Consider the following 25,928-nt stretch of genomic DNA (forward strand, 5'->3'; position numbering starts at 1 on the left):
GGGATCGAGAACGGACGCAAACTTCTTCGGCCCGCGGCGTTGTCAACGGCACGGTAATCGCCATAGGTCCCGTATATCGGGCGAGTCGGCCGACCCGGAGCGGTTCGCGCGATCAGAAAGAAATCCGGAAGCGCTGCCTGCCATGATCGCCAGCTCTCGACCGGAGGACGATCAGGCACCGGACAGGCGCGTGGTAGCGTTCGAGATTGCCTGTGAAAAAGACTACATGGATCGTGGCCCGCAAGGCAGCATCGTCGCGGAAAGGAGACCTCCGCCCTCATGCTTGACAAGCTCGAATCCTTCATCGCCCTCGCCAGAGAGCAGCATTTCGGGCGTGCTGCGGAGTTCCTTGGCATCACGCAGCCAACTCTCTCGGCGGCTCTCAAGCAACTGGAGGACCAACTCGGTGTGATGCTGGTCAAGCGGGGTTCGCGCTTTCAAGGCCTCACACAGGAGGGTGAGCAGGTGCTCGCCTGGGCACGTCGTATCACCAGTGATGCGCGAGCGATGAAGGAGGAGATGCGTGCAGCCCGGCACGGCCTTTCGGGGCACATCCGCATCGCGGCGATCCCCACGGCACTTGCGATGATACCGAAACTGACCACTCCTTTCCGCGAAAAGCATCCCGGCGTCACGTTCTCGGTGTTGTCGCGGACTTCAGTCGAAATACTGTCATTGCTTGGCAACTTCGACATTGATCTCGGCATCAGCTATCTCGACAACGAACCCCTCGGCCGGGTGGTCTCCGTGCCGCTCTATTCGGAGCGCTATCAACTTATCACGGCGGCCGGAAATCCCTTTTCGGAGCGCAAGGCCGTGACCTGGGCGGAGGTCAGCGAGCTTCCGCTCTGCCTTCTCACGCCGGACATGCAGAACCGCCGCATCATCGATCAGCATCTCGCCGAAGCCGGAGTCGAGGTTCGCCCGACGCTTGAATCCAATTCGATGATAGTGCTTTTCTCGCACATCAGGACGGGCAAATGGTCTTCCATCATGCCGCTCAATCTTACAGAGACGTTAGGCTTCGCGGAGCCGATCAGGGCTTCCCATCGTCAATCCCGACGCGCAGCATACTGTCGGAGTCGTCGCGGCGCCACGCGAGCCGCATACACCACTCGTGGCGGCGCTGCTGGACGAGGCGATGGCGTTGGCAAACCATTTTCGTGCCAGCCGATGAAGTGACAAACGATAGAGAACATCTATCAATCGACGAAACTGCGATATTGATCCAGAGCCTGTCTCCTGCTGTGGAGCCGTCTAGCTATTGGGGCGGATCGAGGGAGGGCCCTGCTTCATCATGCAGCCTGCAAACACTGAAATTGCGGCCCGAACTCAGGGCATCATTGACGAACTGAAGCATCTCGAAGGCCCGCTGTTGCCGATCCTGCACGAAATCCAGCAGGAGTTCGGCCATGTGCCGCAGGAGACTTTGCCTGTCATCGCCCATGCGCTCAACATGTCGCGCGCCGAGGTTTACGGCGTTTTCACCTTCTATCACGACTTCCGCCGCGCGCCCGCAGGACGGCATGTGCTGAAGCTCTGCCAGGCCGAGGCCTGCCAGTCGATGGGTAGCGAGGCGATCGCCGCCAAGGTCAAGCAGGCGCTAGGCATTGGCTTCCACGAGACGACCGCTGACGGCGCAGTGACGCTGGAGCCAGTCTATTGCCTGGGGCTGTGCGCCTGCTCGCCTTCCGCCATGTTGGACGGGGCGGTGATAGGCCGCGTCGATGACGAGACGATTGACGAGATCGTCGAGGCGGTGCGAGCATGACCATCACCATTTACATCCCCGGCGACTCCGGCGCACTGGCGGTCGGCGCGGACAAGGTGGCGCGTGCGGTCGAGCGAGGACTCTCGGCACGCAACATCGAGGCCGTGATCGTGCGCAACGGCTCCCGCGGCGCCTATTTCCTGGAGCCGATGGTCGAGGTGGAGACCATGGTCGGCCGCGTCGCCTACGGCCCTGTGAAGGCGAGCGACGTCCATTCGCTGTTCGACGCCCACTTCCTCGATGGCGGCAACCACCCGCTCGCGCTGGGCGATCCCGAGAAGATCCCGTTCATCGCCAACCAGACGCGGCTGACCTTCGCCCGCTGCGGCATCACCGACCCATTCTCGTTGGATGATTTCCGCAAGCATGGCGGCCTGCGTGGCCTCGAGAACGCGGTTGCGATAGCGCCGGCTGAGATCGTCAAGATCGTTACCGAATCCGGCCTGCGCGGACGCGGCGGCGCTGGCTTCCCGACCGGTATCAAGTGGAAGACCGTCCTCGATACGCCGTCTGACCGCAAATACATCGTCTGCAATGCCGACGAGGGTGACTCCGCGACCTTTGCCGACCGTATGATCATGGAGGGCGACCCCTTCGTCCTCATCGAAGGCATGGCGATCGCCGGCATCGCTACCGGCGCCACCAAGGGCTATGTCTACATCCGCTCGGAATATCCGCACGCCATCGCCGCGATGGAGAAGGCAGTCGCCGTTGCGCGGAAGGCTAACGTGCTTGGCGTCAATGTGCTGGGCTCGCCGAATGCCTTTGACATTGAGATCCGCTCCGGCGCCGGCGCCTACGTCTGCGGCGAGGAAACCGCGCTGCTCAACAGCCTCGAAGGCAAACGCGGCGTGGTGCGCGCCAAGCCGCCGCTGCCGGCGATCCAGGGCCTGTTCGGCAAGCCGACAGTGATCAACAACGTGATGAGCCTCGCCTCCGTGCCGATCATCATGGACAAGGGCGCCACCTTCTACAAGGATTTCGGCCTGGGCCGCTCGCGCGGCACGATCCCGATCCAGATCGCCGGCAACGTGAAGCATGGCGGCCTCTACGAGGTGGCCTTCGGGCTGACGCTGGGCGAGATCGTCGACGAGATCGGCGGCGGCACCGCCAGCGGCCGGCCGGTGAGGGCGGTGCAGGTGGGCGGGCCTCTGGGCGCCTATTTCCCGCGCGCGTTGTTTGACACTCCGTTCGACTACGAGGCTTTTGCCGCCAAGGACGGGCTGATCGGCCATGCCGGCATCACCGTCTTTGACGACAGCGCCGACATGCTGAAGATGGCGCGCTTCGCCATGGAGTTCTGCGCCGTCGAGAGCTGCGGCAAGTGCACACCCTGCCGCATCGGTTCCACGCGCGGCGTCGAGACGCTGGACAAAGTCGCAGGCGGCATCGAGCCGGAGAAGAACCTCGCGCTGGTCACCGACCTCTGCAACACGATGAAGTTCGGATCGCTTTGCGCGCTGGGCGGCTTCACGCCCTACCCGGTCATGAGCGCGATCAACCATTTCCCCGAGGATTTCCGGCCGGTTCCGGTCCCCCAGGCAGCGGAATAGGAGACAAAGAATGGGTCTCATCCAGGAAATCGACTACGGCACGCCTGCCTCCAACGCCGAGAAGCAGGTGACGCTGACGGTCGACGGCTTCACCGTCACCGTTCCCGAGGGCACTTCGATCATGCGCGCCTCGATGGACGCGGGAATCCAGGTGCCGAAGCTCTGCGCTACCGACATGGTCGATGCCTTCGGCTCCTGCCGCCTGTGCCTGGTCGAGATCGAGGGCCGCGCCGGAACGCCTGCCTCCTGCACCACGCCGGTGGCGCCCGGCATGGTCGTCCACACCCAGACCAGCCGCCTCAAAGACATCCGCAAGGGCGTGATGGAGCTCTATATCTCCGACCATCCGCTGGACTGCCTGACCTGCGCCGCCAATGGCGACTGCGAACTGCAGGACATGGCGGGCGCTGTCGGCTTGCGCGACGTGCGTTACGGCTATGAGGGCGACAACCACGTCCGCGCCAAGAACGACGGCGTCCAGAACTTCAAGTGGATGCCGAAGGACGAGTCGAACCCGTATTTCACCTACGATCCGTCGAAGTGCATCGTCTGCTCGCGCTGCGTGCGCGCCTGCGAAGAAGTGCAAGGCACCTTTGCGCTGACCATCGAAGGCCGCGGCTTCGACAGCCGCGTTTCGCCGGGCATGCACCAATTGTTCCTCGACAGCGAGTGCGTTTCCTGCGGCGCCTGCGTGCAGGCCTGCCCGACCGCGACGCTGACGGAAAAATCGGTGATCCAGATCGGCCAGCCGGAGCACTCGGTCGTGACCACCTGCGCCTATTGCGGCGTCGGCTGCTCGTTCAAGGCCGAGATGCGCGGCGAGGAGTTGGTGCGCATGGTGCCCTACAAGGACGGCCAGGCCAATCGCGGCCACTCCTGCGTCAAGGGCCGCTTCGCCTATGGCTACGCCACGCACAAGGAACGCATCCTCAAGCCGATGATCCGCGAGAAAATCAGCGACCCGTGGCGCGAAGTGTCGTGGGAAGACGCGCTGACCCATACCGCCAACGAGTTCCGCCGCATCCAGTACCAGTACGGCCGCAGCGCCGTGGGCGGCATCACCTCCTCACGCTGCACCAACGAGGAGACCTATCTCGTCCAGAAGCTGATCCGCCAGGGTTTTGGCAACAACAACGTCGACACCTGCGCTCGCGTCTGCCACTCGCCAACCGGCTACGGTCTCGGCCAGGCCTTCGGCACCTCGGCCGGCACGCAGGACTTCGATTCGGTCGAAGAGTCCGACGTTATCATGGTCATCGGCGCCAATCCGTCGGCGGCGCACCCCGTCTTCGCCTCGCGCATGAAGAAGCGGATCCGGCAGGGTGCCAAGCTGATCGTGCTCGACCCGCGCGTCACCGAAACGGTGGACTCGGTCCATGCCAGGGCGGAGTTCCACCTGCCGCTGAAGCCCGGCACCAACGTCGCCGTGGTGACGGCGCTGGCGCATGTCATCGTCACCGAAGGGCTCCATGACGAGGCCTTCATCCGCGAGCACTGCGACTGGTCGGAGTTCGAGGACTGGGCATCGTTTGTCGCTGAGGAGCGCAACAGCCCCGAAGCGGTGGAAAATCTCTCCGGCGTTCCGGCTGACCTCATCCGCGGCGCGGCGCGCCTCTATGCGACCGGCGGCAACGCGGCGATCTACTACGGCCTCGGCGTCACCGAACACAGCCAGGGCTCCACCACAGTCATGGCCATCGCCAACCTCGCCATGGCCACGGGCAACATCGGCCGCCGCGGCGTCGGCGTGAACCCGTTGCGCGGCCAGAACAACGTGCAGGGCTCGTGCGACATGGGCTCCTTCCCGCACGAACTACCGGGCTACCGACATATCTCCGGCGACTCTACGCGCGAGATCTACGAGAGCCTCTGGGGCGTGAAGCTCGACAACGAGCCGGGCCTGCGCATTCCGAACATGCTCGACGCGGCCGTCGAAGGCACGTTCAAGGGCATCTACATCCAGGGCGAGGACATCCTGCAGTCCGACCCCGACACCAAGCATGTGTCGGCCGGCCTTGCCGCCATGGAGTGCGTCGTGGTCCACGACCTGTTCCTCAACGAGACCGCAAACTACGCCCATGTCTTCCTGCCGGGCTCGACCTTTCTCGAGAAGGATGGGACCTTCACCAACGCCGAGCGGCGCATCAATCGCGTTCGCAAGGTGATGGCCCCGAAGAACGGCTATGCGGACTGGGAAGTCACCCAGTTGATGGCCAAGGCGATGGGCCTGAACTGGAGCTACGCGCATCCATCCGAGATCATGGACGAGATCGCGGCGACGACGCCGAGCTTCGCCGGCGTCTCCTACGACTTGTTGGAGGAGGTCGGTTCGGTGCAGTGGCCCTGCAACGAGAAGGCGCCGCTCGGAACGCCGATCATGCACGTCAACGGCTTCGTGCGCAGCAAGGGCAAGTTCATCCGCACCGAGTATGTGGCGACGGACGAGAAGACCGGGCCGCGATTCCCGCTGCTGCTCACCACCGGCCGCATCCTGTCGCAGTACAATGTCGGTGCGCAGACGCGCCGCACCGACAACGTCGTGTGGCACGCCGAGGACCGGCTGGAGATTCATCCGCACGATGCCGAGCAGCGCGGCATCCGCGACGGCGACTGGGTGCGCCTCGCCTCCCGCGCCGGCGAGACGACGCTGAGGGCACTGATCACGGACCGCGTGTCGCCCGGGGTGGTCTACACGACCTTCCATCATCCGGACACGCAGGCAAACGTCATCACCACCGACTTCTCGGACTGGGCGACCAACTGCCCCGAGTACAAGGTGACCGCGGTGCAAGTGACCCCATCCAACGGCCAGAGCGACTGGCAAGTGGACTACAGAGACCTCTCTCGCCGTAGCCGGCGCATCGAGGGGCGGCTCGACGCGGCGGAGTAGGTCTCGATTGAAAGACGCCCTGACTTCCGCCTCGCGCCTCGCCCACCGCCGCACAGGCATGCTGACCGCGGACCGCACGGTGCCGGAGGAAACACCGGTCGCCCTTTCCTATGGCGGGACCACCCATGCGGTGATGATGGCAACGCCGGCCGACCTCACAGACTTCGCGCTCGGCTTCTCGCTGACTGAAGGCATTGTCGCCTCGTCCGACGAGATCGAGAACGTCGCGATCGAGGACCTCGGCGCCGGCATCGACATCCAGATCCGGCTGAAGGACCCGGCCAACGCCCGCTTCGAGGCGCGGCGCCGGCGCCTCGCCGGTCCGGTCGGCTGCGGCCTATGCGGCATTGAGTCGATCGAGGAGGCGATGCGCAGCGCGAGAAGCGTAGGCGCGTCAGAGCTCAGCATCGGCCCGGCCGAGATTGCGCAGGCGGTGCGGGAACTGGCGGCCCGACAGCCTCTCCATACCGAGACGGGCGCCGTTCACGCCGCCGGCTTCTACCAGCCCGGCAAGGGCATCGTTGCCACGCGCGAGGATGTCGGCCGTCACAATGCCGTCGACAAACTCGCTGGCGCGCTGACGAAGGCCGCGATTGCTGGAGCCACCGGCGCGGTGGTGGTCACAAGCCGTGTTTCCGTCGAAATGGTGCAGAAGACGGCAGCAATTGGCGCCCCCTTCATCATCGCCGTATCAGCCCCCACTGCGCTCGCCATCCGCACAGCCGCGGGGGCCGGAATGACACTGGTCGCTCTGGTGCGCGGGGAAGACTACGACATTTTTACCCATCCCGAACGCACCACATTTGGAGCCGAGAAGCATGTCGCATGACGAAGACCATTCGTTCAGCGCCAAGGAGAAGCTCGCCTATATGGCCAATCAAATCGCGACCTTCTTCCGCTCCAAGCCGCGCGATGAGGGAGTTGCGGGCGTGGCTGACCACATCAACAAATTCTGGGAGCCCCGGATGCGCCGCCAATTCTTCGAGATGATCGATGCCGGTGGCAAGGGCTTTGACGAACTGGTTACCGCCGCCGCCCCGAAGGTGCGTCGCCCCAAGCCAGAGCCCACCAGTTTTGAATGAGACAACAGCCCGATATAGGCTGAAAGACTGCGTTCGCAGATTCTGGAGCGTGGAAGAGTCGCCCCCCGAACAGGGATGTCGGCGTTTCGCTGGTGCGCGCCCGCACGTCCCGCCCAAGGCGCCTTCATCGAATGTCCGCTTCTGGGTGCAGGCAAAGTTTGCCTCTATGACCGACATCGGCACAAAGCTGCCCTTCACCGCAAGTCAGGCTCTGGCCCAGATAATCCCAGTCTTGTGACTAGGGTTCGATCGTCTCTCGCCGGGCCGGGAGGATTCCGACGAAAGCAGAGCCGCCGGTCTAACTGCGGGCGTGCTGAGCAAGGGAAACCAGAACTGCGATGGACACCAGGCTGTCAGAATGCCGCCTGCAAACCCTTGTCGTCACGCTTGTCACGCTAGCAGATTCGGCTTTCTGGAGCGCGCGAAAGCCCATGCAATCCTCACGTTCTACGCAAGCCGGATTTCATCCTCTCCTTGCTACGTCCGAGACACTCCTCCATCGGAAGAGAACCCTTTTGAGATCGTCTTCACCACCGTAGTCGCGCTAACGGTCATCAGCGCCGGATCGGCAACGGCGATCGTGCTGGCGGTCGATACGCGGGCAAAGCCAGGCGCCAGGACGGTGTGCGGTGGGCTGGTGTAGATCGCGCGGTGCTCGGCGCGGCGGCTGTAATCGCTCGCTCGATCTCGGGGCCCACGGGACGTAACGCTGATCTGAGACGGGTCGATCGTAGCCGTGCCTTCTCAAGTCATTAAGACGGTGACGGGAGATGGGTTTCGACGAATGCCCCGCGTCCATCATCTATAGCGGCGACTATGAGATGACCCCATGGCCCAGTCCACTGGCTATGCCGATGAGTGTTTATTGGCACTGCAATCGCAGCAGCAAACGTCTCGCCATCTCGTTCGACCTCTACGGCCTCTCCGTCGATCGCGACCGTCACAGAGGCGGTACCGCATCGCCCTTCGACCACCACACGCTCGGTTACGTCGTCAATCGCTTCGACCCAGGCAAACAATGGCAGTTCGTCGGTAGAGATAGCTGAAGTGCCCCTGGTTTGCGGACCGAGCCGTAGCGGTGGGGACCTCGTCGGTGCTTCCCGGTATTTCCCCGTCGCCTCGAAAGCCGAAGCCAGACCGAGGAGTTTTGCGTCATCCCACGCCCGGCCCGCAAACGTTAGGCCAACCGGCATTCCGATATCGCTCATTACGCCCATCGGCACCGTGACGGTCGGGACGCCGAAGTGCCGGATCGCGAGGTTGCCGTTCGCAACCCATACGCCGTTCCGCCAAGCTTTGTCGGCGGATTCTGGATTCGTATCGGAATCGGCCCGTCCTACGTCCGCGACGGCCGGAAACACTACAGCGTCCAGCCCAAGGTCAGCCATCCATCGTTCAAGGTCCTGACGCCGTGTTTCCTCCAGTCCCCGCAAACCCTCCTCTAGACTAGGAATATCCCGAAACGTCGAGTGGGGATTGGAGGCTGTGTGCGCAGGATAATCCGGCAGGAAGTCTGCAAAACCATCATATCTGTCCGGCAGCGCGCCGTTCGGCGGCGGGAATATGCTCTCACCATCGACATTCGCGAGGCGCGATATTCTCCGATCGCCGTTTTCAGCTAGAAAGTCGTCCCAAGACCACGCCGCTAAGTCCAGGATTTCGTGGTGCAGGAATTCTGGGCTGACCAAACCCCGTGTGGTGATAGTCGGACAACCTGGCCTGTCGCCCTCGTAATTGGATACGAGCGGGAAATCGACGACGACCACTTCCGCTCCTGCTGCTTCCAAAGCCTGGCGCGCGCGACGCCACAACGCCATGATTGACGGTCGGGTCTCAATTCCTTGTCCCGTTGGTCCGCCTATGCCGGGGCGATCTGCGGTGCCAGCAATATTGTCTTGATTGATGTACATCGCGGGCACGCCAAGCCTCATGCCTGTGAGTGTCGCACTCTCCGCGAGGGCCGCATAGCTGACAGGGCGCGTCTCCGACGGACGGGGGATGTGAACCCAGTGCTGACTCCGCCAGAAGTCACCGCGAACTTCGGGATCGTCTGCGACGATTACGTCAAGGACTTGAAGCATGTCCGACATGTCTCGCGTGTGCGGGACCACAACGTCCATGGTGGGCACCAGGGGCCAGTTGCCGCGAACGGAAATGACGCCTCGGCTCGGAGTGTAAGCGCACAGCCCATTGTTTGACGCTGGAGCACGACCGCTCGACCATGTCTCTTCTCCGAGACCGAACGCGGCGAAAGAGGCCGCTGTGGCTGTGCCCGAGCCATTGGAGGACCCCGACGCGAATGCCGCGGTGAGATAGCCCGCATTGTATGGAGATTCGGCGCGCCCGTAGACGCCGCGCTGCATACCCCCGTTCGCCATGGGTGGCATATTTGTTAGCCCGATCAGGACAGCTCCGGCGGCTCTAAGCCTTCCGATAGCAAAGGCGTCATCCGTGGCCACTAGATCAGCGAACGCTGGCGAGCCGGCGGCTACGGTTAGTCCCCGCGCCTTGTAACTGTCTTTTGCGGTGTATGGGATGCCATCGAGCGGACCGAGCACTTCGCCGTTCGCTCGGCGCAAATCGGAAGCCATCGCTTCTTTGAACATCCCGGGATTGAGTACAGAAACCGAGTTCAGACAAATGCCACGGCGGTCATAGAAGGCAATGCGATTCAGGTATGCAGCGACGAGCGCGACACTCGTGGTCGAACCGTTGGACAGCGCATCCTGCAGGTCGCGCATCGACGCCTCTACAACATCAATCACCGGATTTTTCCTTTCGGCTGTCGCTGGTGATACAAGGGACGCCACCGCCCCACACAAACCCGACTCCGTGGGATGCTGCTGCGCTGCGAAAAAGGCATCTCGGAGTTGCTTAATCGTACCTTCCAGGCAAAGACGTAACGGGAGAAGTCGTCGAGTAAAGCGGATAGGTAGCAGCCGATGACCATCGCGGCCGGTCCGCGGCGCGAGGCCGGAGACTTACAGGCACTCTGCACGCAATGTCTATTTTCGGGCAGCGGCAAACGCGCCCTATGGCCGACATTGCGGGCGTTGCTCTGACTGGCAGCTTGGGGCCGGAACCGGACTGTCCGGGCTGATGGATGTACGGGCGGGCTGCACCAAGGCCGTCGTCCTCGCGAACATTGCTGAGCGCTCAGAATAGGCAATTTCTTACCAATACAAGCTGGTGGCAGATAGATGGAGATTGCACCCGAACAGCCACGAACTGGCTCGCGGGCAACAAGCTTCTCGCGTAAAGCTGGAAGCGGCTGCAAGAAGAGGTCGCACGTATCCTACGTGAATGCGGCTTCAGGGTGGAGGAGCCCCTCACGGCAGACACCGCCCGTGGAACGGTGGAGGTCGACGTGTTCCCAGACTGCTACAGAAGCTTTCTCCTCGCGGAACGCTCCTTTGCGCTCGCGGGAGTGAGAGAACTGCACGCTCAAGCACAACGGCCACTCGCAAGCCTCCATTCTGGCGGGACTCCTGAGCAAAATCGGAGACTGACCGTCTGAAGCAGGCAGGTAAGGCGCCATCCATCTCGCACCTCCTTTATGTCATGCGGGTCGCAGAAGTTCATCGCGGCGCCTATGAGGGCGCACACCAGGTGGTGCTTCGGCCTACAACGTTGCCGCCCACGTCGCGAACTCGACTGGCCGTCCATACGCGCTGCTCGAGATTTGAGAGTGTGACGCCAACATCAAGGCCCCTGAAATTCGCGCAGAAACTCGCGGGCCGCTAGCGCATGAGGGCTGTCGCGGAGCTGTGCGATGAGAGCGGCGTGCCTCGAAATCAGGTCGCTCGCCTCGTATTCGCGACCGCGATCACGCAGTCGTCGCGCCAGCTCGGTCGCAATACGCAATTCGCCGATCCGGGAATGCTGCGAAAATGCGACATCGGCCGCGCGACGCAGGCGCGTCTCCACTTCCACGGTGCTCGCACCGAGCTCTTCCCGGATCCTCGCTTCTATACTCAGCACCTCGGCAAGCTGGAATCGCGTGCCGTTCTGCCGACCGAGATCGATGGCCGTCACGATTGAGCTTTGCGCGTCGTCCAATCGTCCCGACTCCGCAAGCGATTCGGCGTAGAGCGCGATGACGTAAGGCAGTCCCATCTCTGCGCCGGTGCCGCGGATCGCTGCAACCCCCTCCTCCATCTGGCGCAATCCATTATCGCGCTCGCCTAGCTGGAACCGTGCCCAGCCCAACTGACAAAGCGCCTGCCCCGAGAGCAGCGGAAACTGGAAGCGTTCTGCCGTGGAGAGCTCGCGCTCCGCCCAGCGCAGCGCGTCCTCCGGCTCGCCGGCGAAGACGTGCAGGTAGCTGAAGCCCCAGTAAGCCAGCGCGGTGCTCAGAGGCTGCTGAAGGCGCTCTGCAAGCTCGACCGCGTCCCGACAATATCTGTGGGCGCCTGCCGGATCACCCTCGAGCCACGCACTGAGCCCTGCGAAGCATCGGCTGCATACTCCCGGGTCATGACCCGAATAGACGTAGGCCAGGCGATGATCCCGCTCGACTTCGTAGCACCCTATCGCGCTCTCGGCGTGCTTTCGTGCAGCCGCCACGTCGCCCAGGAAGAAGTTGTTCGTCCAGAACATGTGGTTCGTCTCGATGTGCAGTCCCGGATCGTCGCTGTCTTGAGTGAGCTTTGCGCATCGCTCGGCAAGCTCCTGTGCGGCCGCAGGCTTGCCGCTGATCATGTAGTATTGGGCCCGGCCCCTCAGGGTCGAGAACAGGCGGGTTTCGTCGCCTGTCGCTTCGCATAGTGCTTCTGCGCTTTGGAAGGCTGCGAGGACCTCTTCCGAGCCCCAGCCTCTCGCGGCCATCAGCGCCACCCCCCGGGCGAGGTGGAACTCGATCTCGCGACGCTGCGCGTCGTTCATCTCGCAATGGTCCCGAAGAAGCCGGATACCGGTGTCGAGATCCGACAGCGCGATGGTGTGCGCCGATCTGCGGATCGCCTTCCAGGCGCAGGCGAGGAGATAGGTGACCGCGTCTTCCCAACTCTGGGCTTCGAGCGCATGCCTTGCCAGCCGCTCGACATTTTCGTCGATGCGGTCAGCATAGTAGACCTTGAGTTCCGCAAGCGCCACGCGGTGGAGTTCGATCCGGGCCGAATTGAGGATCCGCCCGGAGATCGCGTTGCGGATCAGCACGTGCTTGAAGCGCAGCATCGGCTCCGGGAATACCTGGACCTCGACCAGAAGATCCGCTCTCTTGAGGGTCTGCAACGCCATGTCGAAGTGGTCGCCCGCCAGTACGTCCAGCCGTCGAAGCAAGGAGGCGGGTATCTCGCCATCGAAGATCGAGGCGACTTCGGCCAGCCGCTTCGCATCCGCGTCCAGCCTTTCGAAACGCGCATCGACGATGGAATGGAGGGTGGCTGACACCGCTATCTCGCCGATCTGGCCTTCCGAGTGGTAGTGGCCAGGCTGGCCCTTCAATTTCCCGGTGTCGGCGAGCGCCCGGACGGTTTCCTCCAGGAATAGCGCATTGCCCTTGCACATCCCCGTCAGACGGGCCCGCAGATCGCTCAGTTCAGGCGCGCTACCCAAAAGATGGTCGAGCAGTTCCTCAGTCTCAGCCGAGCTGAAGGCGGACAACCGGATTTCGACGGGCCCCGCTCCGGAGAAAATGCTGCGGTCGTATTCGGGCCGGCAGGTGACAATCATGAGCAGTCTTCCTGCCTGAAGCGCCTCGGCAAGCCGTGCCAGAATCACCGCGCTTTCGGTATCGATCCAGTGCAGGTCCTCGACCAGGAGGACGATCGGCCTGAACGCGGCAAGGGACAGAAGCTGCGCTACCACCCCCTCCCGGATTCGCCGGGCACGCTCGGGCGCGGAAATCGCCGCCCACAGCGGGTCCCGTACAGGAAGGTCCATCGCCGCAAGCACCGGATCGATCAGACGCTCGTCGAGCCCGCGACCCGTGTGGGCCATCAGCACCTTCTCGGTCGCCACCGCTGCGCCATCGGCGTCGTCAATACCGAAAAGGCCCTGCAACAATCGCCTTATCACAAGAAGCCCTGTCCCCAGGTCGGTCTCCAGCGCTCCTGCTTCCAGGCATTCAGCCTCGTCATCCGGAATCGCGCCGACGAATTCGTGGGTGACCCGCGACTTGCCCACACCCGGATCACCGAAGACGAAGACCGTTTGTCCCTCCCCGTCCCTTGCTTCGTGCCAGGCGCGATTGAGCAACTGGAGTTGCATGTCCCTGCCGATAAAGGGCGACAATTGCCGCTCCGCTCTCAAATGCCAGCGTGACAACGCTCGCCTGATCGCGTTGACCTGATACAAGCGCTGATCCCCCAGCATTCCAGATGTCGCATCGGGCGCGAGAGCTTGCATTGCCGCGAAGCCGCCTGCGGACTGGCGGGTCCGCTCGGTGGCGGTAATTCTTCCTACCCGCAGCGCCCGAGCAATGGTGCCAGCGTTGATTACCGGTGCGCCGCGAACCTCGATTCCGCCCCGACTGCCGACGCGCGCCGGACCGACGATCACTACGCCGGTGTCGAGCGCAATTCGCGCCACGATTAAATGGGCCGGTTCCTCGGCACAGATGTCGCGGATGGCGAGTGCAGCGCGGCAGGCAAGCGCCGCATGGCCTTCCAGCGCTTCGGGCGCACCGAACGAGGCCATCAGCTCCGCATCCGTGATGCTGAGCACCGTCCCGCCGTTGGCCTTCACGATCTCAGCCGCGCGCGCGGCGAGGCGGTCGACGATCTCGATCGCAGTCTCGGGAGATTCTTCAGCGAGTGACTGCAGCGGGCTGCTGAAATCGGCACACAGGATCGTCGCAAGCCGCAGGGTGCGCTGATCGACCGGCATGACAATCGGGGTTCGAAGCACCTGGTGCGCAAAGTTCTTGGCACCGCGCATGAACACTTGGAACGCCGGCTCGTCGCCCAGGAGGATGTGGTTGGAACTGTCCAGTTCGGTGAAGCGCGCGCCGGGGATTTTTTCGGCGAACTCTACGCCCCCGGCAAACGGCGCGACCCGATCCGACCGCGCGTGCCAGACGGCCGTTGGTTTCTTCAAGCCGCCAAGCCGGGCGGAGACATCGATGGTCGAGAAGGAATTGGAAAGGCGCCAGGCGTTGTTGGGTGTGAGGGTGCGCTTCTGGAGCTCATTGAACCAGTCCATCTGGGCGCGGTTGGCGCCCGGAATGAACAGGTTTGTGAAAAGCTGGCGAAAGACCGGATCGTCCTGGCCCCAGCCTTGCCGCATCAAAGTCCCGATCGCCTCGCGCCGCGCGATCTCCGTAGGGTTGCCGCGTGAGCGCCAGCCGCGCACGTAGCCGCCATAGAGCAGCAGCCCGGCAACCCTGTCGGGATGGCGCGACGCGTATTCTATGGACAAGGCGGCTCCTTGGGAGATGCCGAGAAGAACGAATTTTTCTAGGCCCGCGGCATCGACGACCGCTTCCAGGTCCGAAACGAAGGCATTCAGTGAAAGGTCATCGCACTCGGTGTCCGAAAGTCCGTTTAGGCGACCATCATAACGGAACAGCGTGAAGCCGTCGGAAAGACTGTCGATCCAGTGCCCCCAAACCGGGCTTTCCCAGTCGAACTCGAGGTGGGACATCCAGTGCGACGCCCTGACGATCGGTGGTCCCGATCCGCTCATTCCATAGGCTATCCGCACTCCGTCGCGTGCGGTGGTGAGCCGGATCTGTTGGCCGGGCGAGTTGGGTAGGACTGGGGCCACTTCAGAAACGACGTCGGGAACGGCGCGTGCTTGCGCGGCCACGACAACCGCGGGGGCCAGGACAGCCAGCGGTGCGACCTGTGCGGCGGTGCGCTCGGCCTTCACCGCCACGGTTAGCCGCGCCTGCTCGTTGATGCGGGCGATCTCCTTTCCGAAATCTTCTTCGGGCAAGAGAGACTGCAATGCGTGAATATGCGCCAGCGCCCGCTCAGGTTCATTCGCCAGGCGGTCGAGCAACGTCCTCAAGGTCTTCAGGCGCACCACCTCGGCGTCGTTCGCGCAATAGGCCCGCCAGGCTTCGAAAGCAGAGCATCGCGGCAGAGAGAGATCGGCAAGGAATGGACCGGTGAAGGCTGCGGCTATGGATTCAAGCCGCTCAGTGGCAAGCTCGCCGATCGAGTCGGCCGAGAGGCCGCGAACGAGGTCGTAGTCGAGTTCGAGGCCGGAAGACTTAAGCTGGACATAGTTGCGGTCCGCGTCCAGCCGCTCCACGCCGTCGGCGTTGACGATCGGGCGAAGCTTCGAAAGGCTCCAGCGCAACGCACCGCGCGGGTCGTCCGGGACATCCCAGAATAGCTCGCACAGCCGCTCGCGGCGTTGCGGCTTGTTGACCACTGCAAGGTAGGCAAGCAGCGCCCGCGTCTTGCGCGACTGCGGCAGCGGCGCTTCCGACCCATCTCGGGTGACGGAAAAGTCGCCCAACACCCTGATGGCGATGCGCGAACCCAATTGAGTAGCCTGCCACGGTAGGTCCTACCGAGGGCATCCTAACGCGGTTCCGACGGCATCTCCAGCATGGGTTTGGGCGCCGAGGAGCCGCACATTTGAGGCAGCGTCTCCTCGGCACCTTCGGCCGTATCGTCAGCGTGTGCCCTTGGCGCCGCGCCCCGAATAGCGGCCGGAATTGACCACTCGATCGAGGTGCTCGCGCACCGCGTCCAGCGACGGTCCCTTGCGGATATCCTCCCAGGCGCGGGAGGTAGGTTTGTAGTTGATGCCGAACGGGATGTTCATGACCTTTGCTCCTAGAGGTTGGTCAGCGGCCATCCGCTGCTGTCCGTAGATTGCGATGGCAGCATTTGAGCGATCGTGGTGGACAGCATGGATTTACCGCTGTTGAGGAAGATCTGCGGGGCTTCAGGGCGTCGCCTCGAATCCGCCTCAGCGCGACCGGCGGGTCACGTCCCGCCCGCCGAACAGGACCACCGACAGCACCTCCGAGCGGCCTATTCCGATGTCGCGCAGGAGGTAGTCGGGCATCTCCAATAGATGCTCGGCCGCGCGTCGCGCGCGGATCCGGTCCTGCAGGCGTTCGAAGCTCTGCCGGAGGACAGCCACGGTGCGCGCAACTGCGGAGGCAGCGGCCATCCGCGGCAATGATGATGTGATGACTGTGCTCATGGTCGATCTCCGAAACTTCCGGGACGCGAACAGCCGCGCCGTCCAGTGTCATTTTTCGTTCTGCCTGATGTGAGCCAGCGTGTGCTCGAGCGTGGAAAATGAAACGCGACATCTGGCCGTCCCCACCAGCCCGGCGAGAACGGGTACTTGAAAAAGTGCTCAGGCGTGCATCGCGGGCGCACGCAGCGAACGGCGGGATGGCGGGTGGGCGGCATGGGAAAGCGGCGCGACACGGTCGCATGCGGATCGTGCCGCAAGCAGCGCAGTCTCAGCCTTCAGCACATCGCTGAACCGCTTATGCCTTTCAGGGAGTTCTTCGATTGCCCACTCAAAGCTGCTGATAGCCTCGGTGGCTTCGAGGATCGGCAAGGCAAAGGCGTCGCGCTCGTCTTCGAAGCGCCGCATGGCTGCTTCGGAGTCCGCAAGCAGGGCCGACGCCACGCCTTCGGCATCACGCATAGCATCCGAGATGCCATGGGACGTGAGAGGATCGCGGAAGAAGCCGGCGTCTCCCACCAGCAGCCAGCCGGGGCCATAGCCCTGTCGCAATAATCCGGGCGTGCCGCGGAAGGCCCGGACCGGGCTGCCGGCCGCTGCATGGACTGCGACTTCCCGCGCGAGTTTGTCGAGGGCCGCGAGCCTGGTGGCCGCAAGATTGAAGCGGAATTCGGCGTCGAAGCGGGTCGTGGGTACAGACACCACGACGCAGGACAGGCCGTCATTGGTCGGGATCACAGCGCCGGCCAGACCGGGTGCGAAATACCAGTGATAACCCCCGAGGCTTGAGACAGGTGAGTAACCGTAGATATGCGCAACCGATGATCGGCCCCGCACCTTTACCCGCGCCTGGGTCTGGCGGGCCACAGTCGAGCCGAGACCGTCCGCTCCGACGACATGACGAGCGGAGACGACGCGGGCCTGACCGTTGTCATCCCTGAGTTCCACCCCGCAGACTCGACTGCGCTCGTCGACTAGCAGTCCGCGAACGGAAACGTCGTGGACGATCGTCGCGCCGGCTGCACTTGCAGCATCAACCAGCGTGCGGTCGAGGACGGTTCGGCGCGGTGCGATCAGGCCGGGGATGCCCGGCTCAGGCCGGATCGCTACGGGAACCTCCCTCCCCTCGTAGTGGAACGTGGTCGTCGTGATGACGGGCGTCCGGCTTTCGATCAGCCGGTCGAGCACACCCCAGCGGGCGAGTTGCATGACTGCGGGCCGCATCAGCGCATGGGTTGACAGGGTGTCCGATCCATAGCCCTGGCGGTCGACTGCGAGCACCCTCATGCCGGCGCGCGCCAGCAGCATGGCGGTGACCGCTCCGGCGACGCGGGCGCCGACCACGACGACATCATAGTGCGGGGAAAGCGAACGGATATCGGACATGCTGGCCTCCTCAGGCGGCCCTGCGGCCTTGATTTCGGAGAAATTCAGAGATCTCGCCGGCGATGGCCTCGGCATCGGAGCCGACGCCGCCGATGAAGTGGGAGTCGCGCTTGCGCAGGAGCCGGAACCCGAGCGCATAAAGGCCCCGCACCGGCGTTGCCCCTTCCCGGTGGGCAAGTTCGCCCTCGGGGGTTTGGACAGGCAGCTTCAGCCAGCCGAAGTCACGCCGGTATCCTGTCGCCCAGATCATGGCGCCGATTCCCTCTTCCTTCAGGGAGAGACGGCGAGGCGTCGGTCGCGACAGATCTACCCTTGGCATCGAAGGCTCTGGTAAGCCCGGAGGAAGCCCCGCCCAAGCATCGATTTGTTCGAGCACCCGCCGCTGCTTCGCATCTGCCTTAGCGACATCGGAGGCGAGATCGTCTGCGAAGGTGACCACGTCCCCTTCCGCGTCGATGACCCGTCCGGCAAGCCTGACGCCGCGCGCCTGCAGCGACGCGAGATCGACGTCGGCGCGGTCCGGACGTCCGGCAAGTTGCGGAGTGGGTTCGCGCAGCGCCGTTTCCAGGCTAACCAACTCGCTGGTCGGCTGTGAGAGCATTCCGGTCTGCTGCAGCCAACGATGGATATCCCGTCCCCGCCATGCGCGCGGCAGGCGCATGTGCCGGCCGACCGCCAGGATGACCGCGCGGCCGCTTCTGCGCAGTTCGTCCGCGATCTGCACGCCGGAAGCCGAAGCGCCGATTACGAGAACTTTTCCCGGGGGCAGCGCGTCAGGCGAGCGGTACTCTGACGAGTGCACGGGCGGGAGGGCCGCTCTTCGAGCCATCAGCGGCATGAACGGCACGTCGCAATGGCCGGTCGCGATCACCACTGAGCGTGCCCGCCACGGGCCGGTACTGGTCGCAAGCAGGAAGCCGCCACAGGTTCGACCGACGGAACTCACCTCGGTATGAGTCAGCACCGGCGCAGCGGAAGCTGCGGCGTAGCCACGCAGCCGGGCAGCGAAATCTCCGCAGACCATGAAGCCGTCGGGGTCTTCGCCGTCATAGGGCAGTCCTGGCAGCGTGTTCAGCCAGTTGGGCGTGAGCAGGCGCAGCGAGTCCCACGTGCGGGTCTCCCAGCGCCCGGCGATATCGCCGCGCTCGAACACCACATGGTCGAGGCTGCATTCGGTCAAGCACCGGCTCAGGGCGAGCCCCGCCTGGCCGCCGCCGATCACGGCGACGTCGGTCGCTTTCATGTTAATCTCCGGAAAATGTTGGGCGATCCGGGGCCGTCGCTCCCGACCCCCAAGGCTGTCACTGGACGGACTTGATCCCGACCGAGACCGGGACGCCATTGCTGAGCACGTCGAACACCGCCGAGCGGTCGCGAGCCTGCTCGACGATCTGCTTCAGCTTCTCGGCAGGCGCCTCCCCCTCGATCTCGAAGCGGATCGCGATGCTCTGGTATCCGTTGCGGACCTCGTCCGAGATCCCGAGTATCCCGCGCAGGTCGATGTCGCCTTCGACGAATGAGCGCACCTTGGTGAGCTTCACGCCGCGGGCGGCGGCGATGTTGCCTATTCCCGCTGTCAGGCACGAAGCCAGAGCATGCAGCAGCCACTCGACCGGGCTAGGCGCGCGGTCCCCGCCGCAAAGTACCGCCGGATGATCGGCCTCCCCGAAGTAGGTCGTCATGTGCTGCTGTTCGCCGCCGGCGCCGTAGAAGCCCAGCATGGCGCTGCGGCTGCAGGTGCCGTCGACCCAGTCGTTGCTGGCTCGGAACTGGAATTTCGCCAGCTCCGGCTGGCCGGCGACGAAGTTGATCGTGTTCAGAAGGGTTGGAGTGTCTACACCATTGAGCGGGGCACGCGGTGCCTTGGTCTGCATTTCCATTGCCAGTCTCCTTCGATCAAGCTGAACGGGTGATCCCGCTCGACCCTGCCTGCTTCGGACCGGGACGTTTGAGCGACAGTGGAAATGACGGTGGAAACGCGCTCCCGGGAGGGCCGAGCGTGCGAAGAGATGAGATAGGATGAAAGATGCTGGATGGTGCCGCAGAGCTGGAAACCGGTCACATCAGCCCATCCCCTTTTATTGTTGCCCTTGCGGTGCCAAATGAGGGGGCTCGCGATAAGACACCGGGCGCCGGCAGGTGATCTCGTTCAGGGAGTATTTCACCTATTTGCGTGCTGATCGTTCGCAATAACAGAACGCGGGTTTCGGCAGGCCGCCGCTGGTAAGGTTGCGGACAATGCCAATATCGGCGGAAAGGAAAGGAGGCCGCGCATGAACCTCAATGGCATTCACCACCTGACGGCCATCACAGCCGACGCGCCCGCCAACAACCGCTTCTACACCGAGACGCTGGGGCTGCGGCGAGTGAAGAAGACCGTAAATCAGGACGATACATCCGCCTATCACCTGTTTTTCGCCGACGGTGCGGGCAGTCCGGGCACGGACCTCACCTTTTTCGACTGGCCTGTGGCGCGCGAACGGCGCGGCACCCATTCGATCAGCCGCACAGGCTTGCGCGTGACCGAAGCGAGTCTCGAGTATTGGGCGGCTCGCCTGCTCGACAAAGGTCTGACAACAGGCGAAATCACGACGCTGGATACGCGAGCGACCTTGGACTTCGAGGATCCGGAGGGCCAACGCTTTCGCTTGACCGCGGATCAGCCGGGCGGGACCCACCCGTGGGAGCGCAGCCCGGTTCCGACCGAGCACCAGATCCGGGGCTTGGGCCCGATCACCATTTCGGTTCCCCATTTCGCCCCGACCGAGGCGGTTCTGACCGGCGTGATGAACATGCGGCAGGTCCGCAAATATGCCAGCCCCGACGGGGGAGATCAGGTGCATGTGTTCGAAATGGGCGAAGGTGGCCCTGCGGCCGAGTTGCATGTCGCTGTCCAGCCGGGCCTGCCGATCGCGCGGCAGGGTGCCGGGGCTGTGCACCACGTCGCCTTCCGAGTTCCGGATGCCGCCGCGATCCATGACTGGGCTCAGCGCCTGAACGAGTTCCGCGTACCGTCCTCGGGCGAGGTCGAACGCTATTACTTCCGCTCGCTTTATTTTCGCGAACCGGGCGGCAACCTGTTCGAAATCGCGAGCGACACACCGGGGTTTGCGGTGGACGAGCCCTTTGAGACAATGGGCGAGGCGCTGTCGCTGCCGCCGTTCCTTGAGCCGCGCCTCGCGCAAATCGAGGCCGGTCTGAAGCCGCTGGACTGATCGCCTGACCATGAAGAGGCCGCCGGGAAGCTGTCCCTTTTGCCAACTGGTTAAGTCGCAGGCGCGCGGGCCCGCCGCGGTGTCATCCTTCACAAGCTAATGGAAGAGTTTCTCACCGGGGAACTCAACGAAGAGCTCGATGCGAGCGTTACGCGCGCTCGCCAGTTGCTCGATCAACTGATCTCCGATGTCAATGACGACGAACCTCGGCGCGACCCCGATGAGATGGGAGCCGCTGCCCTTCGCGGACTCGCATTGCCGCAGATTGCCGAACTACGACCCCCACCTCGTTCCCGAGATCTCGATCTGGGGCCATGACGAGTTCGGCCTTATCGCGGGCCGCGCTGACGCTTTGGCGATCATCGAAACACGTGTGGACGCAGCGACAGACTGAAAAGCTGATGTAATTCCAATCTCTCATCGACCGGCGCCGGAACGCGGCGCGGTTATCTATCTACGAGCGGCGGGATCACTTGGGTCCATCGGACTGCCCCATCTCCGCGGCCAACTGCGCTGTCCGCTTTTGGAGAGCACCCGGGACCGCCTGGATGACCGTTTTCGGGCGCAGAGCTGCTGTTCACGTCGCACCATACGCAAGTCCGCGTTGGGCTAGTTATTTTTCTGGGCAAGAACTACCGCCTCCTCCCTACCGAGCTTTTACTTCTTCGACCCTAGGCATAAATGAAAGCGCCTTGACTTTTTCATGCGCCAGCAAAAGATTAGCCGACATTTCATCTTGATCGTGTCAATGACAGAGGCCAGCCTCACACCTTCCACGCGAGCGCCACTGGCTTTCCGGACCGGGATGATGGCCCCGGGCACAGCCATCACTTTCCTGCTGATCCTCTTCTCGCTCGCACTCGTGGTGTTCCTCGCCTTCAGGGTGAATGACGGCTCGCTCCTGGGGGCGGGCTTCACACTGGGCAATTTCAGCAACGTCATCTTCGACCCGCTCAACTGGTCGGTCATGCTGCGCTCTCTGGCTATCGCCGGCTGCGTGACGGCGGCGACGGTTATCACCGCCTTTCCGGTCGCTTATTTCCTCGCCTTCCATGCCGGGCGACGGCGCGGCCTCATTCTGTTTTTAGTGACGCTGCCGTTCTGGACCAGCTATCTGCTGCGCGTTTTCGCCTGGAAAATCGTGCTCGCCTATAATGGCGTGCTGAACTCGGCGCTCGTCGGCAGCGGTCTGCTTTCCGAGCCGACGCTGGCGTTCCTGAACACACCGACAGCGGTGGTGGTGACCTTGGCGCATGCCTATGCCCCCTTCGCGATCCTGCCCATCTATGTGGCGCTCGACACCATTCCCCGGTCGCTGATCGAGGCGGCCGCCGATCTCGGTGCAAGGCCGTGGACTACGTTCCGGCGCGTCATCTTGCCCAATGCCATGCCCGGCGTGATGGCGGCGGCACTCGTCGTCTTCGTGCCGACGGTGGGAGATTATGTCACGCCGGCGCTGGTCGGCGGCCCTTCAAGCACGATGATCGGCTCGATGATCCAGGCGCAGTTCGGTAAAGCCAACGACTGGCCGTTCGGCGCGGCGCTTTCGGCTGCTGTCATGCTGGTCATCCTGACCGTGGTGTTGATTGTGCGCACCACCGATGCCCGCTTCGGGAGTCGTGCATGAGAGCCGCGGGGCACAGATTCGCCGCGGGCCGGAATTGGCTCGGCGCCTATGTCGCGGCCTATCTTGTCTTCCTGTATCTGCCGGTCTCGCTGATCCCGCTGTTTTCCTTCAACGACTCCATCCAGGCCGCCTTCCCGCTACAAGGCTTTACCTTTGCCTGGTACGGCACCCTCGTCGGCAATTCCGCGCTGTCGGGCGCGCTGTCCAACAGCATCGTGGTCGGCGTTGCCGCGGCCGCCGGCGCGACGCTCTGCGGCACCACTGTCGCCTATATGGAGATCTATGGCCGTTCGCCGCTCGCGCAGGCGGTATCGATGATCTCACGGCTGCCCTTCCTCATACCGGGGGTGATCGTCGGCATCTCGTTACTGATTTTTGTCAATCTCCTGGGTTTCGGACCCTCGCGGCTGGCGATCGTGCTCGGCCATATTTTGGTGGCGCTGCCCACTTCCGTACTTGTCATGCGCGGTCGCTTCGCCTCCATACCGAGGAGCATGAGCGAGGCCGCGCTGGACCTCGGTGCCTCGGACTGGGTGACGTTCCGGCGCGTCATGCTGCCGCTCAGCCTGCCGGCCGTGGGCTCCGCGTTCATGCTCGCCTTCCTGATGTCCTTCGACGAATTTATCGTCGCCTTCTTTCTTGCCAGCACCGAGCCGACGCTGCCGCTTTATATCTGGAGCCAGCTTCGCTTTCCCAAGTCGCTGCCCACCGTGATGGCGCTGGGCACCATGATCCTGACGGTATCGTTCGTGATCGCCGGGCTGGCGGAGCTTCTGCGCCGGCGCGGCCTGTCCCAGATGACCTCGCGACCTGCACCAGCCGGACCTTTCAAACCATGAACAACAATCAAAGGGGACTCATATGACATCCGACCGCATAACCAGACATGGCCGCACAATGGTTGTACGCATCGCCGGCCTTGCGCTGGTCGCAGCTACCATTGCCCTGCCCGCATCAGCGGCGGACAAGCTGCAATATTTCACATGGTCCGGCTATGAACTGCCGGAGTTCAACCAGAGCTTCCTTGCCGAGCATCCGGACGGTATCGAATTCACCATGTTCGGCGACGACGACGACGCCTTCACCAAGGTTAAGGCGGGGTTCAGACCGGACGTCGCACATCCCTGCTACGACAAGGTCGCGCGCTGGAACAAGGAAGGGCTGCTGCAGCCCATTGATACCAACCGCATCAAGAACTGGGATTCGATCTTCCCGGTCCTCAAGAACCTGCCCGACCTGCAGGCCGGCGATGGCAAGGTCTGGATGGTCCCGTGGGACTGGGGCAACACCTCCATCCTCTATCGCACGGACCTCGTGCCCAACCCCGAGCCGAGTTGGAACCTGTTGTGGGACAAGCAATATGCCGGCCGCATCGCAACCATCGACGCGGTCCACGACACGCCCCTAGTGGCAGCCATCCTTGCGGGCGTGAACCCGTTCGACATGACTCCGGAAGAAATGGACAAGGTGGCCGACAAACTGCGCGAGCAACGACCGCTGTTATCCGCCTACACCACGGACATGACCTCGATCGAGCAATCGCTGGCCAGCGGCGCCCTGGTAGCGGCAATGACCTGGAACGCGTCAGCCACAACACTCAAGAAACAGGGCGTCCCGGTCGAGTTCATGAAGCCGAAGGAAGGAATGCTCACCTGGTCCTGCGGCTACGTGTTGCTGAAGGACGCGAAGAACGTCGATCTCGCCTATGACTTCATCAACAGCCGCCTGGAGGCCGAGGCAGGCCGGTATCTGATCGAAAACTACGGCTATGGCAGCGCCACCAGCACCGCCTTTGCAGGCGTGCCGGCGGAGGAACTGGAAAGACTGCAACTGCCGTCCGATCCCGACGCAATGCTCAAGACCACCGTCTTCACCGCGCCGATGAAGCAGAACGACGACCTGGCCAAGATGTTCGAACGTGTCAAGGCCGGTGGCTGATCCGGAGGCATCGCGCGGTGTTCGCTGTGCGATGCCTCCCTTCGTACGTGTCTATGTTTGATCGGTGCCGAGACCGACGCTCCGATGCGAGCGCGGCCGGGTCCGGGCACCGTTGGAGATTGTCGATGCCCCAAGACGCACTGCTTCGGCTCGAAGCAGTTTCGAAATGTTTTCCGGGAGGAGTGGTAGGGCTGGACTCTGTAGACCTCGATATCGAGCACGGCGAGTTTCTAAGCCTGCTCGGACCTTCCGGCTGCGGGAAAACCACCAATTTGCGGGTTATGGCCGGCTTTGAGACCCCTACCACCGGACGGGTCGTGCTGGCCGGCCGCGACATCACCTCGCTGCGCCCCTTCGATCGGCCAGTGAACACGGTCTTCCAGGACTATGCGCTGTTTCCCCATATGAATGTCGCCGAAAATGTCGGCTTTGGCCTGTCGCTGCGCAGAGTACCGGCCGCGGAGCAGAAGAAGCAGGTGGCGGCGGCGCTGGACATGGTCGGCCTGGGCGACAAGATAAGGGCTCGGGTGGCGGAGCTTTCGGGCGGCCAGCGGCAGCGCGTGGCGCTTGCCCGCGCCATCGTCTGCAAGCCGCGTATCCTCCTGCTCGACGAACCATTGTCGGCCCTCGACGCTCATCTGCGCGAGTATATGCAGATGGAACTGAAGCGTCTGCAGTCGAGCCTCGGCATGACGTTCGTCATGGTCACGCATGACCAGACTGAGGCGCTGTCGATTTCCGATCGCATCGTGGTCATGAACAAGGGGCGCATCGAGCAGATCGCATCGCCGGCCGCCCTGTATGACCGCCCAGCTACAAGGTTCGTGGCCGGCTTCATCGGCACGATGAACCTGCTCGATGCCCGCTTTGTCGGACGCGATGGCGCCTTGCTGCGCTATCTCTCGGGGGACCTGCCGTTGGAGTTGTCCGCCGATGCGAACGCGCTTGCCACTGACGGTCAGATGCATACGATCGGCATCCGTCCGGAAGACCTGGTCGCGAACCCTCAGGCTGGCGCCGCAACCGCTCCGGCGAAGATCAACAGCATCGTCTTCCACGGCCGCGCCTTGAGGATGCACGCCTCGACGGCCGGTGGCGCGGCTCTCGTCATCGACGCGCCGCGCCAGGCCATGCAGCCGGCTTTCGATGTCGGCGACATCGTGCATGTAAGCCAGCGCCCGGGAGCCAGTTGCGTGATCCTTGCGGCCTGAAAGGCAATCGTTGACGAGATCGTCAACTGGCGAACTGTAGGGCTGAGCGATCGAGCTACCCGGTTCGACGCGAAGCTGGTTCAAGTCATCCGTTGGTGGGGAGCCGGCAGACATGTCGAAGGCATTATCGTCCTCGACTTCGATGTGCGA

Annotated in this window: 18 protein-coding genes and 2 pseudogenes; 13 read left to right on the plus strand and 7 right to left on the minus strand. The window is 63.3% G+C overall.

All coding sequences use genetic code 11. The annotated features are described in order from the left end of the window. Positions 1–279: 279 nt before the first annotated feature. From HUI96_RS01485 to HUI96_RS01510, 6 genes and pseudogenes are all read left to right on the plus strand, one after another. Positions 280–1,177, plus strand: a pseudogene (locus HUI96_RS01485) (LysR family transcriptional regulator). Positions 1,178–1,297: 120 nt separating this feature from the next. Beyond that, positions 1,298–1,771 (plus strand): formate dehydrogenase subunit gamma, encoded by a 474-nt coding sequence (locus tag HUI96_RS01490; protein WP_188252851.1) that lies wholly within the window; start codon positions 1,298–1,300, stop codon positions 1,769–1,771. Further along, the gene (locus HUI96_RS01495; RefSeq protein WP_188252852.1) at positions 1,768–3,324 is read left to right on the plus strand and encodes a formate dehydrogenase beta subunit; all 1,557 of its coding nucleotides are present in this window, start codon (positions 1,768–1,770) and stop codon (positions 3,322–3,324) included. The genes HUI96_RS01490 and HUI96_RS01495 overlap by 4 nt, the downstream gene beginning before the upstream one ends. Before the next feature lie 10 nt (positions 3,325–3,334). Then, complete coding sequence (gene fdhF, locus HUI96_RS01500; RefSeq protein WP_188252853.1) at positions 3,335–6,214, plus strand: formate dehydrogenase subunit alpha; 2,880 nt, start codon at positions 3,335–3,337, stop codon at positions 6,212–6,214. 58 nt (positions 6,215–6,272) lie between these two features. Next, the gene (gene fdhD, locus HUI96_RS01505; RefSeq protein WP_188253172.1) at positions 6,273–7,043 is read left to right on the plus strand and encodes a formate dehydrogenase accessory sulfurtransferase FdhD; all 771 of its coding nucleotides are present in this window, start codon (positions 6,273–6,275) and stop codon (positions 7,041–7,043) included. Next, positions 7,033–7,296, plus strand: coding sequence for a formate dehydrogenase subunit delta (locus tag HUI96_RS01510; protein WP_188252854.1), 264 nt, complete (start codon positions 7,033–7,035; stop codon positions 7,294–7,296). Before fdhD ends, HUI96_RS01510 begins: the two co-directional genes overlap by 11 nt. 752 nt (positions 7,297–8,048) lie before the next feature. Here the strand turns inward: HUI96_RS01510 and HUI96_RS01515 are convergent. Next, on the minus strand, positions 8,049–10,061 hold the full coding sequence (locus HUI96_RS01515; RefSeq protein WP_337917822.1) for an amidase: 2,013 nt from the start codon (positions 10,059–10,061) through the stop codon (positions 8,049–8,051). An 814-nt stretch (positions 10,062–10,875) separates the two neighbouring features. Between HUI96_RS01515 and HUI96_RS29255 the strand changes: the two are divergent. Then, positions 10,876–10,982 (plus strand): annotated as a pseudogene (locus HUI96_RS29255) (metallophosphoesterase); the annotation flags it as partial. Between the two features lie 16 nt (positions 10,983–10,998). On the opposite strand, the gene HUI96_RS01520 reads toward HUI96_RS29255, so the two are convergent. From HUI96_RS01520 to HUI96_RS01545, 6 genes are all read right to left on the minus strand, one after another. Further along, positions 10,999–15,732, minus strand: a complete 4,734-nt coding sequence (locus HUI96_RS01520; RefSeq protein WP_188252855.1) for an alpha/beta fold hydrolase — start codon at positions 15,730–15,732, stop codon at positions 10,999–11,001. Positions 15,733–15,864: 132 nt separating this feature from the next. Next, a complete protein-coding gene (locus tag HUI96_RS01525; RefSeq protein WP_188252856.1) occupies positions 15,865–16,017 on the minus strand; it encodes a hypothetical protein in 153 nt (50 codons plus the stop codon). A gap of 147 nt (positions 16,018–16,164) precedes the next feature. Then, positions 16,165–16,404 carry a DUF1127 domain-containing protein gene (locus tag HUI96_RS01530; RefSeq protein WP_188252857.1) on the minus strand — a complete coding sequence of 80 codons (240 nt, stop codon included), beginning with the start codon at positions 16,402–16,404 and terminating at the stop codon, positions 16,165–16,167. Positions 16,405–16,563: 159 nt separating this feature from the next. Next, complete coding sequence (locus HUI96_RS01535; protein WP_188252858.1) at positions 16,564–17,787, minus strand: NAD(P)/FAD-dependent oxidoreductase; 1,224 nt, start codon at positions 17,785–17,787, stop codon at positions 16,564–16,566. Between the two features lie 10 nt (positions 17,788–17,797). Next, positions 17,798–19,030 (minus strand): flavin-containing monooxygenase, encoded by a 1,233-nt coding sequence (locus tag HUI96_RS01540; protein WP_188252859.1) that lies wholly within the window; start codon positions 19,028–19,030, stop codon positions 17,798–17,800. A 58-nt stretch (positions 19,031–19,088) separates the two neighbouring features. Next, a complete protein-coding gene (locus tag HUI96_RS01545) occupies positions 19,089–19,667 on the minus strand; it encodes an OsmC family protein (RefSeq protein WP_210319990.1) in 579 nt (192 codons plus the stop codon). A 393-nt stretch (positions 19,668–20,060) separates the two neighbouring features. Here HUI96_RS01545 and HUI96_RS01550 point away from each other — a divergent pair, with 393 nt between their 5' ends. The 6 genes from HUI96_RS01550 (at position 20,061) to HUI96_RS01575 (ending at position 25,778) form a co-directional block, all read left to right on the plus strand. Next, positions 20,061–21,002, plus strand: a complete 942-nt coding sequence (locus tag HUI96_RS01550) for a ring-cleaving dioxygenase (protein WP_188252860.1) — start codon at positions 20,061–20,063, stop codon at positions 21,000–21,002. A 193-nt stretch (positions 21,003–21,195) separates the two neighbouring features. Then, complete coding sequence (locus HUI96_RS01555) at positions 21,196–21,396, plus strand: hypothetical protein (protein ID WP_188252861.1); 201 nt, start codon at positions 21,196–21,198, stop codon at positions 21,394–21,396. Between the two features lie 354 nt (positions 21,397–21,750). Then, on the plus strand, positions 21,751–22,629 hold the full coding sequence (locus HUI96_RS01560) for an ABC transporter permease (protein ID WP_188252862.1): 879 nt from the start codon (positions 21,751–21,753) through the stop codon (positions 22,627–22,629). Continuing rightward, positions 22,626–23,468, plus strand: coding sequence for an ABC transporter permease (locus tag HUI96_RS01565; protein ID WP_188252863.1), 843 nt, complete (start codon positions 22,626–22,628; stop codon positions 23,466–23,468). The genes HUI96_RS01560 and HUI96_RS01565 overlap by 4 nt, the downstream gene beginning before the upstream one ends. 22 nt (positions 23,469–23,490) lie before the next feature. Then, positions 23,491–24,567 carry an ABC transporter substrate-binding protein gene (locus HUI96_RS01570; RefSeq protein ID WP_188252864.1) on the plus strand — a complete coding sequence of 359 codons (1,077 nt, stop codon included), beginning with the start codon at positions 23,491–23,493 and terminating at the stop codon, positions 24,565–24,567. Between the two features lie 125 nt (positions 24,568–24,692). Then, entirely contained in the window at positions 24,693–25,778 is a 1,086-nt protein-coding gene (locus HUI96_RS01575) for an ABC transporter ATP-binding protein (protein ID WP_188252865.1), read from the plus strand. Positions 25,779–25,928: the final 150 nt, after the last annotated feature.

Source organism: Pseudaminobacter soli (ex Zhang et al. 2022) (assembly GCF_014595955.1).
Lineage (GTDB): Bacteria > Pseudomonadota > Alphaproteobacteria > Rhizobiales > Rhizobiaceae > Kumtagia > Kumtagia pseudosoli.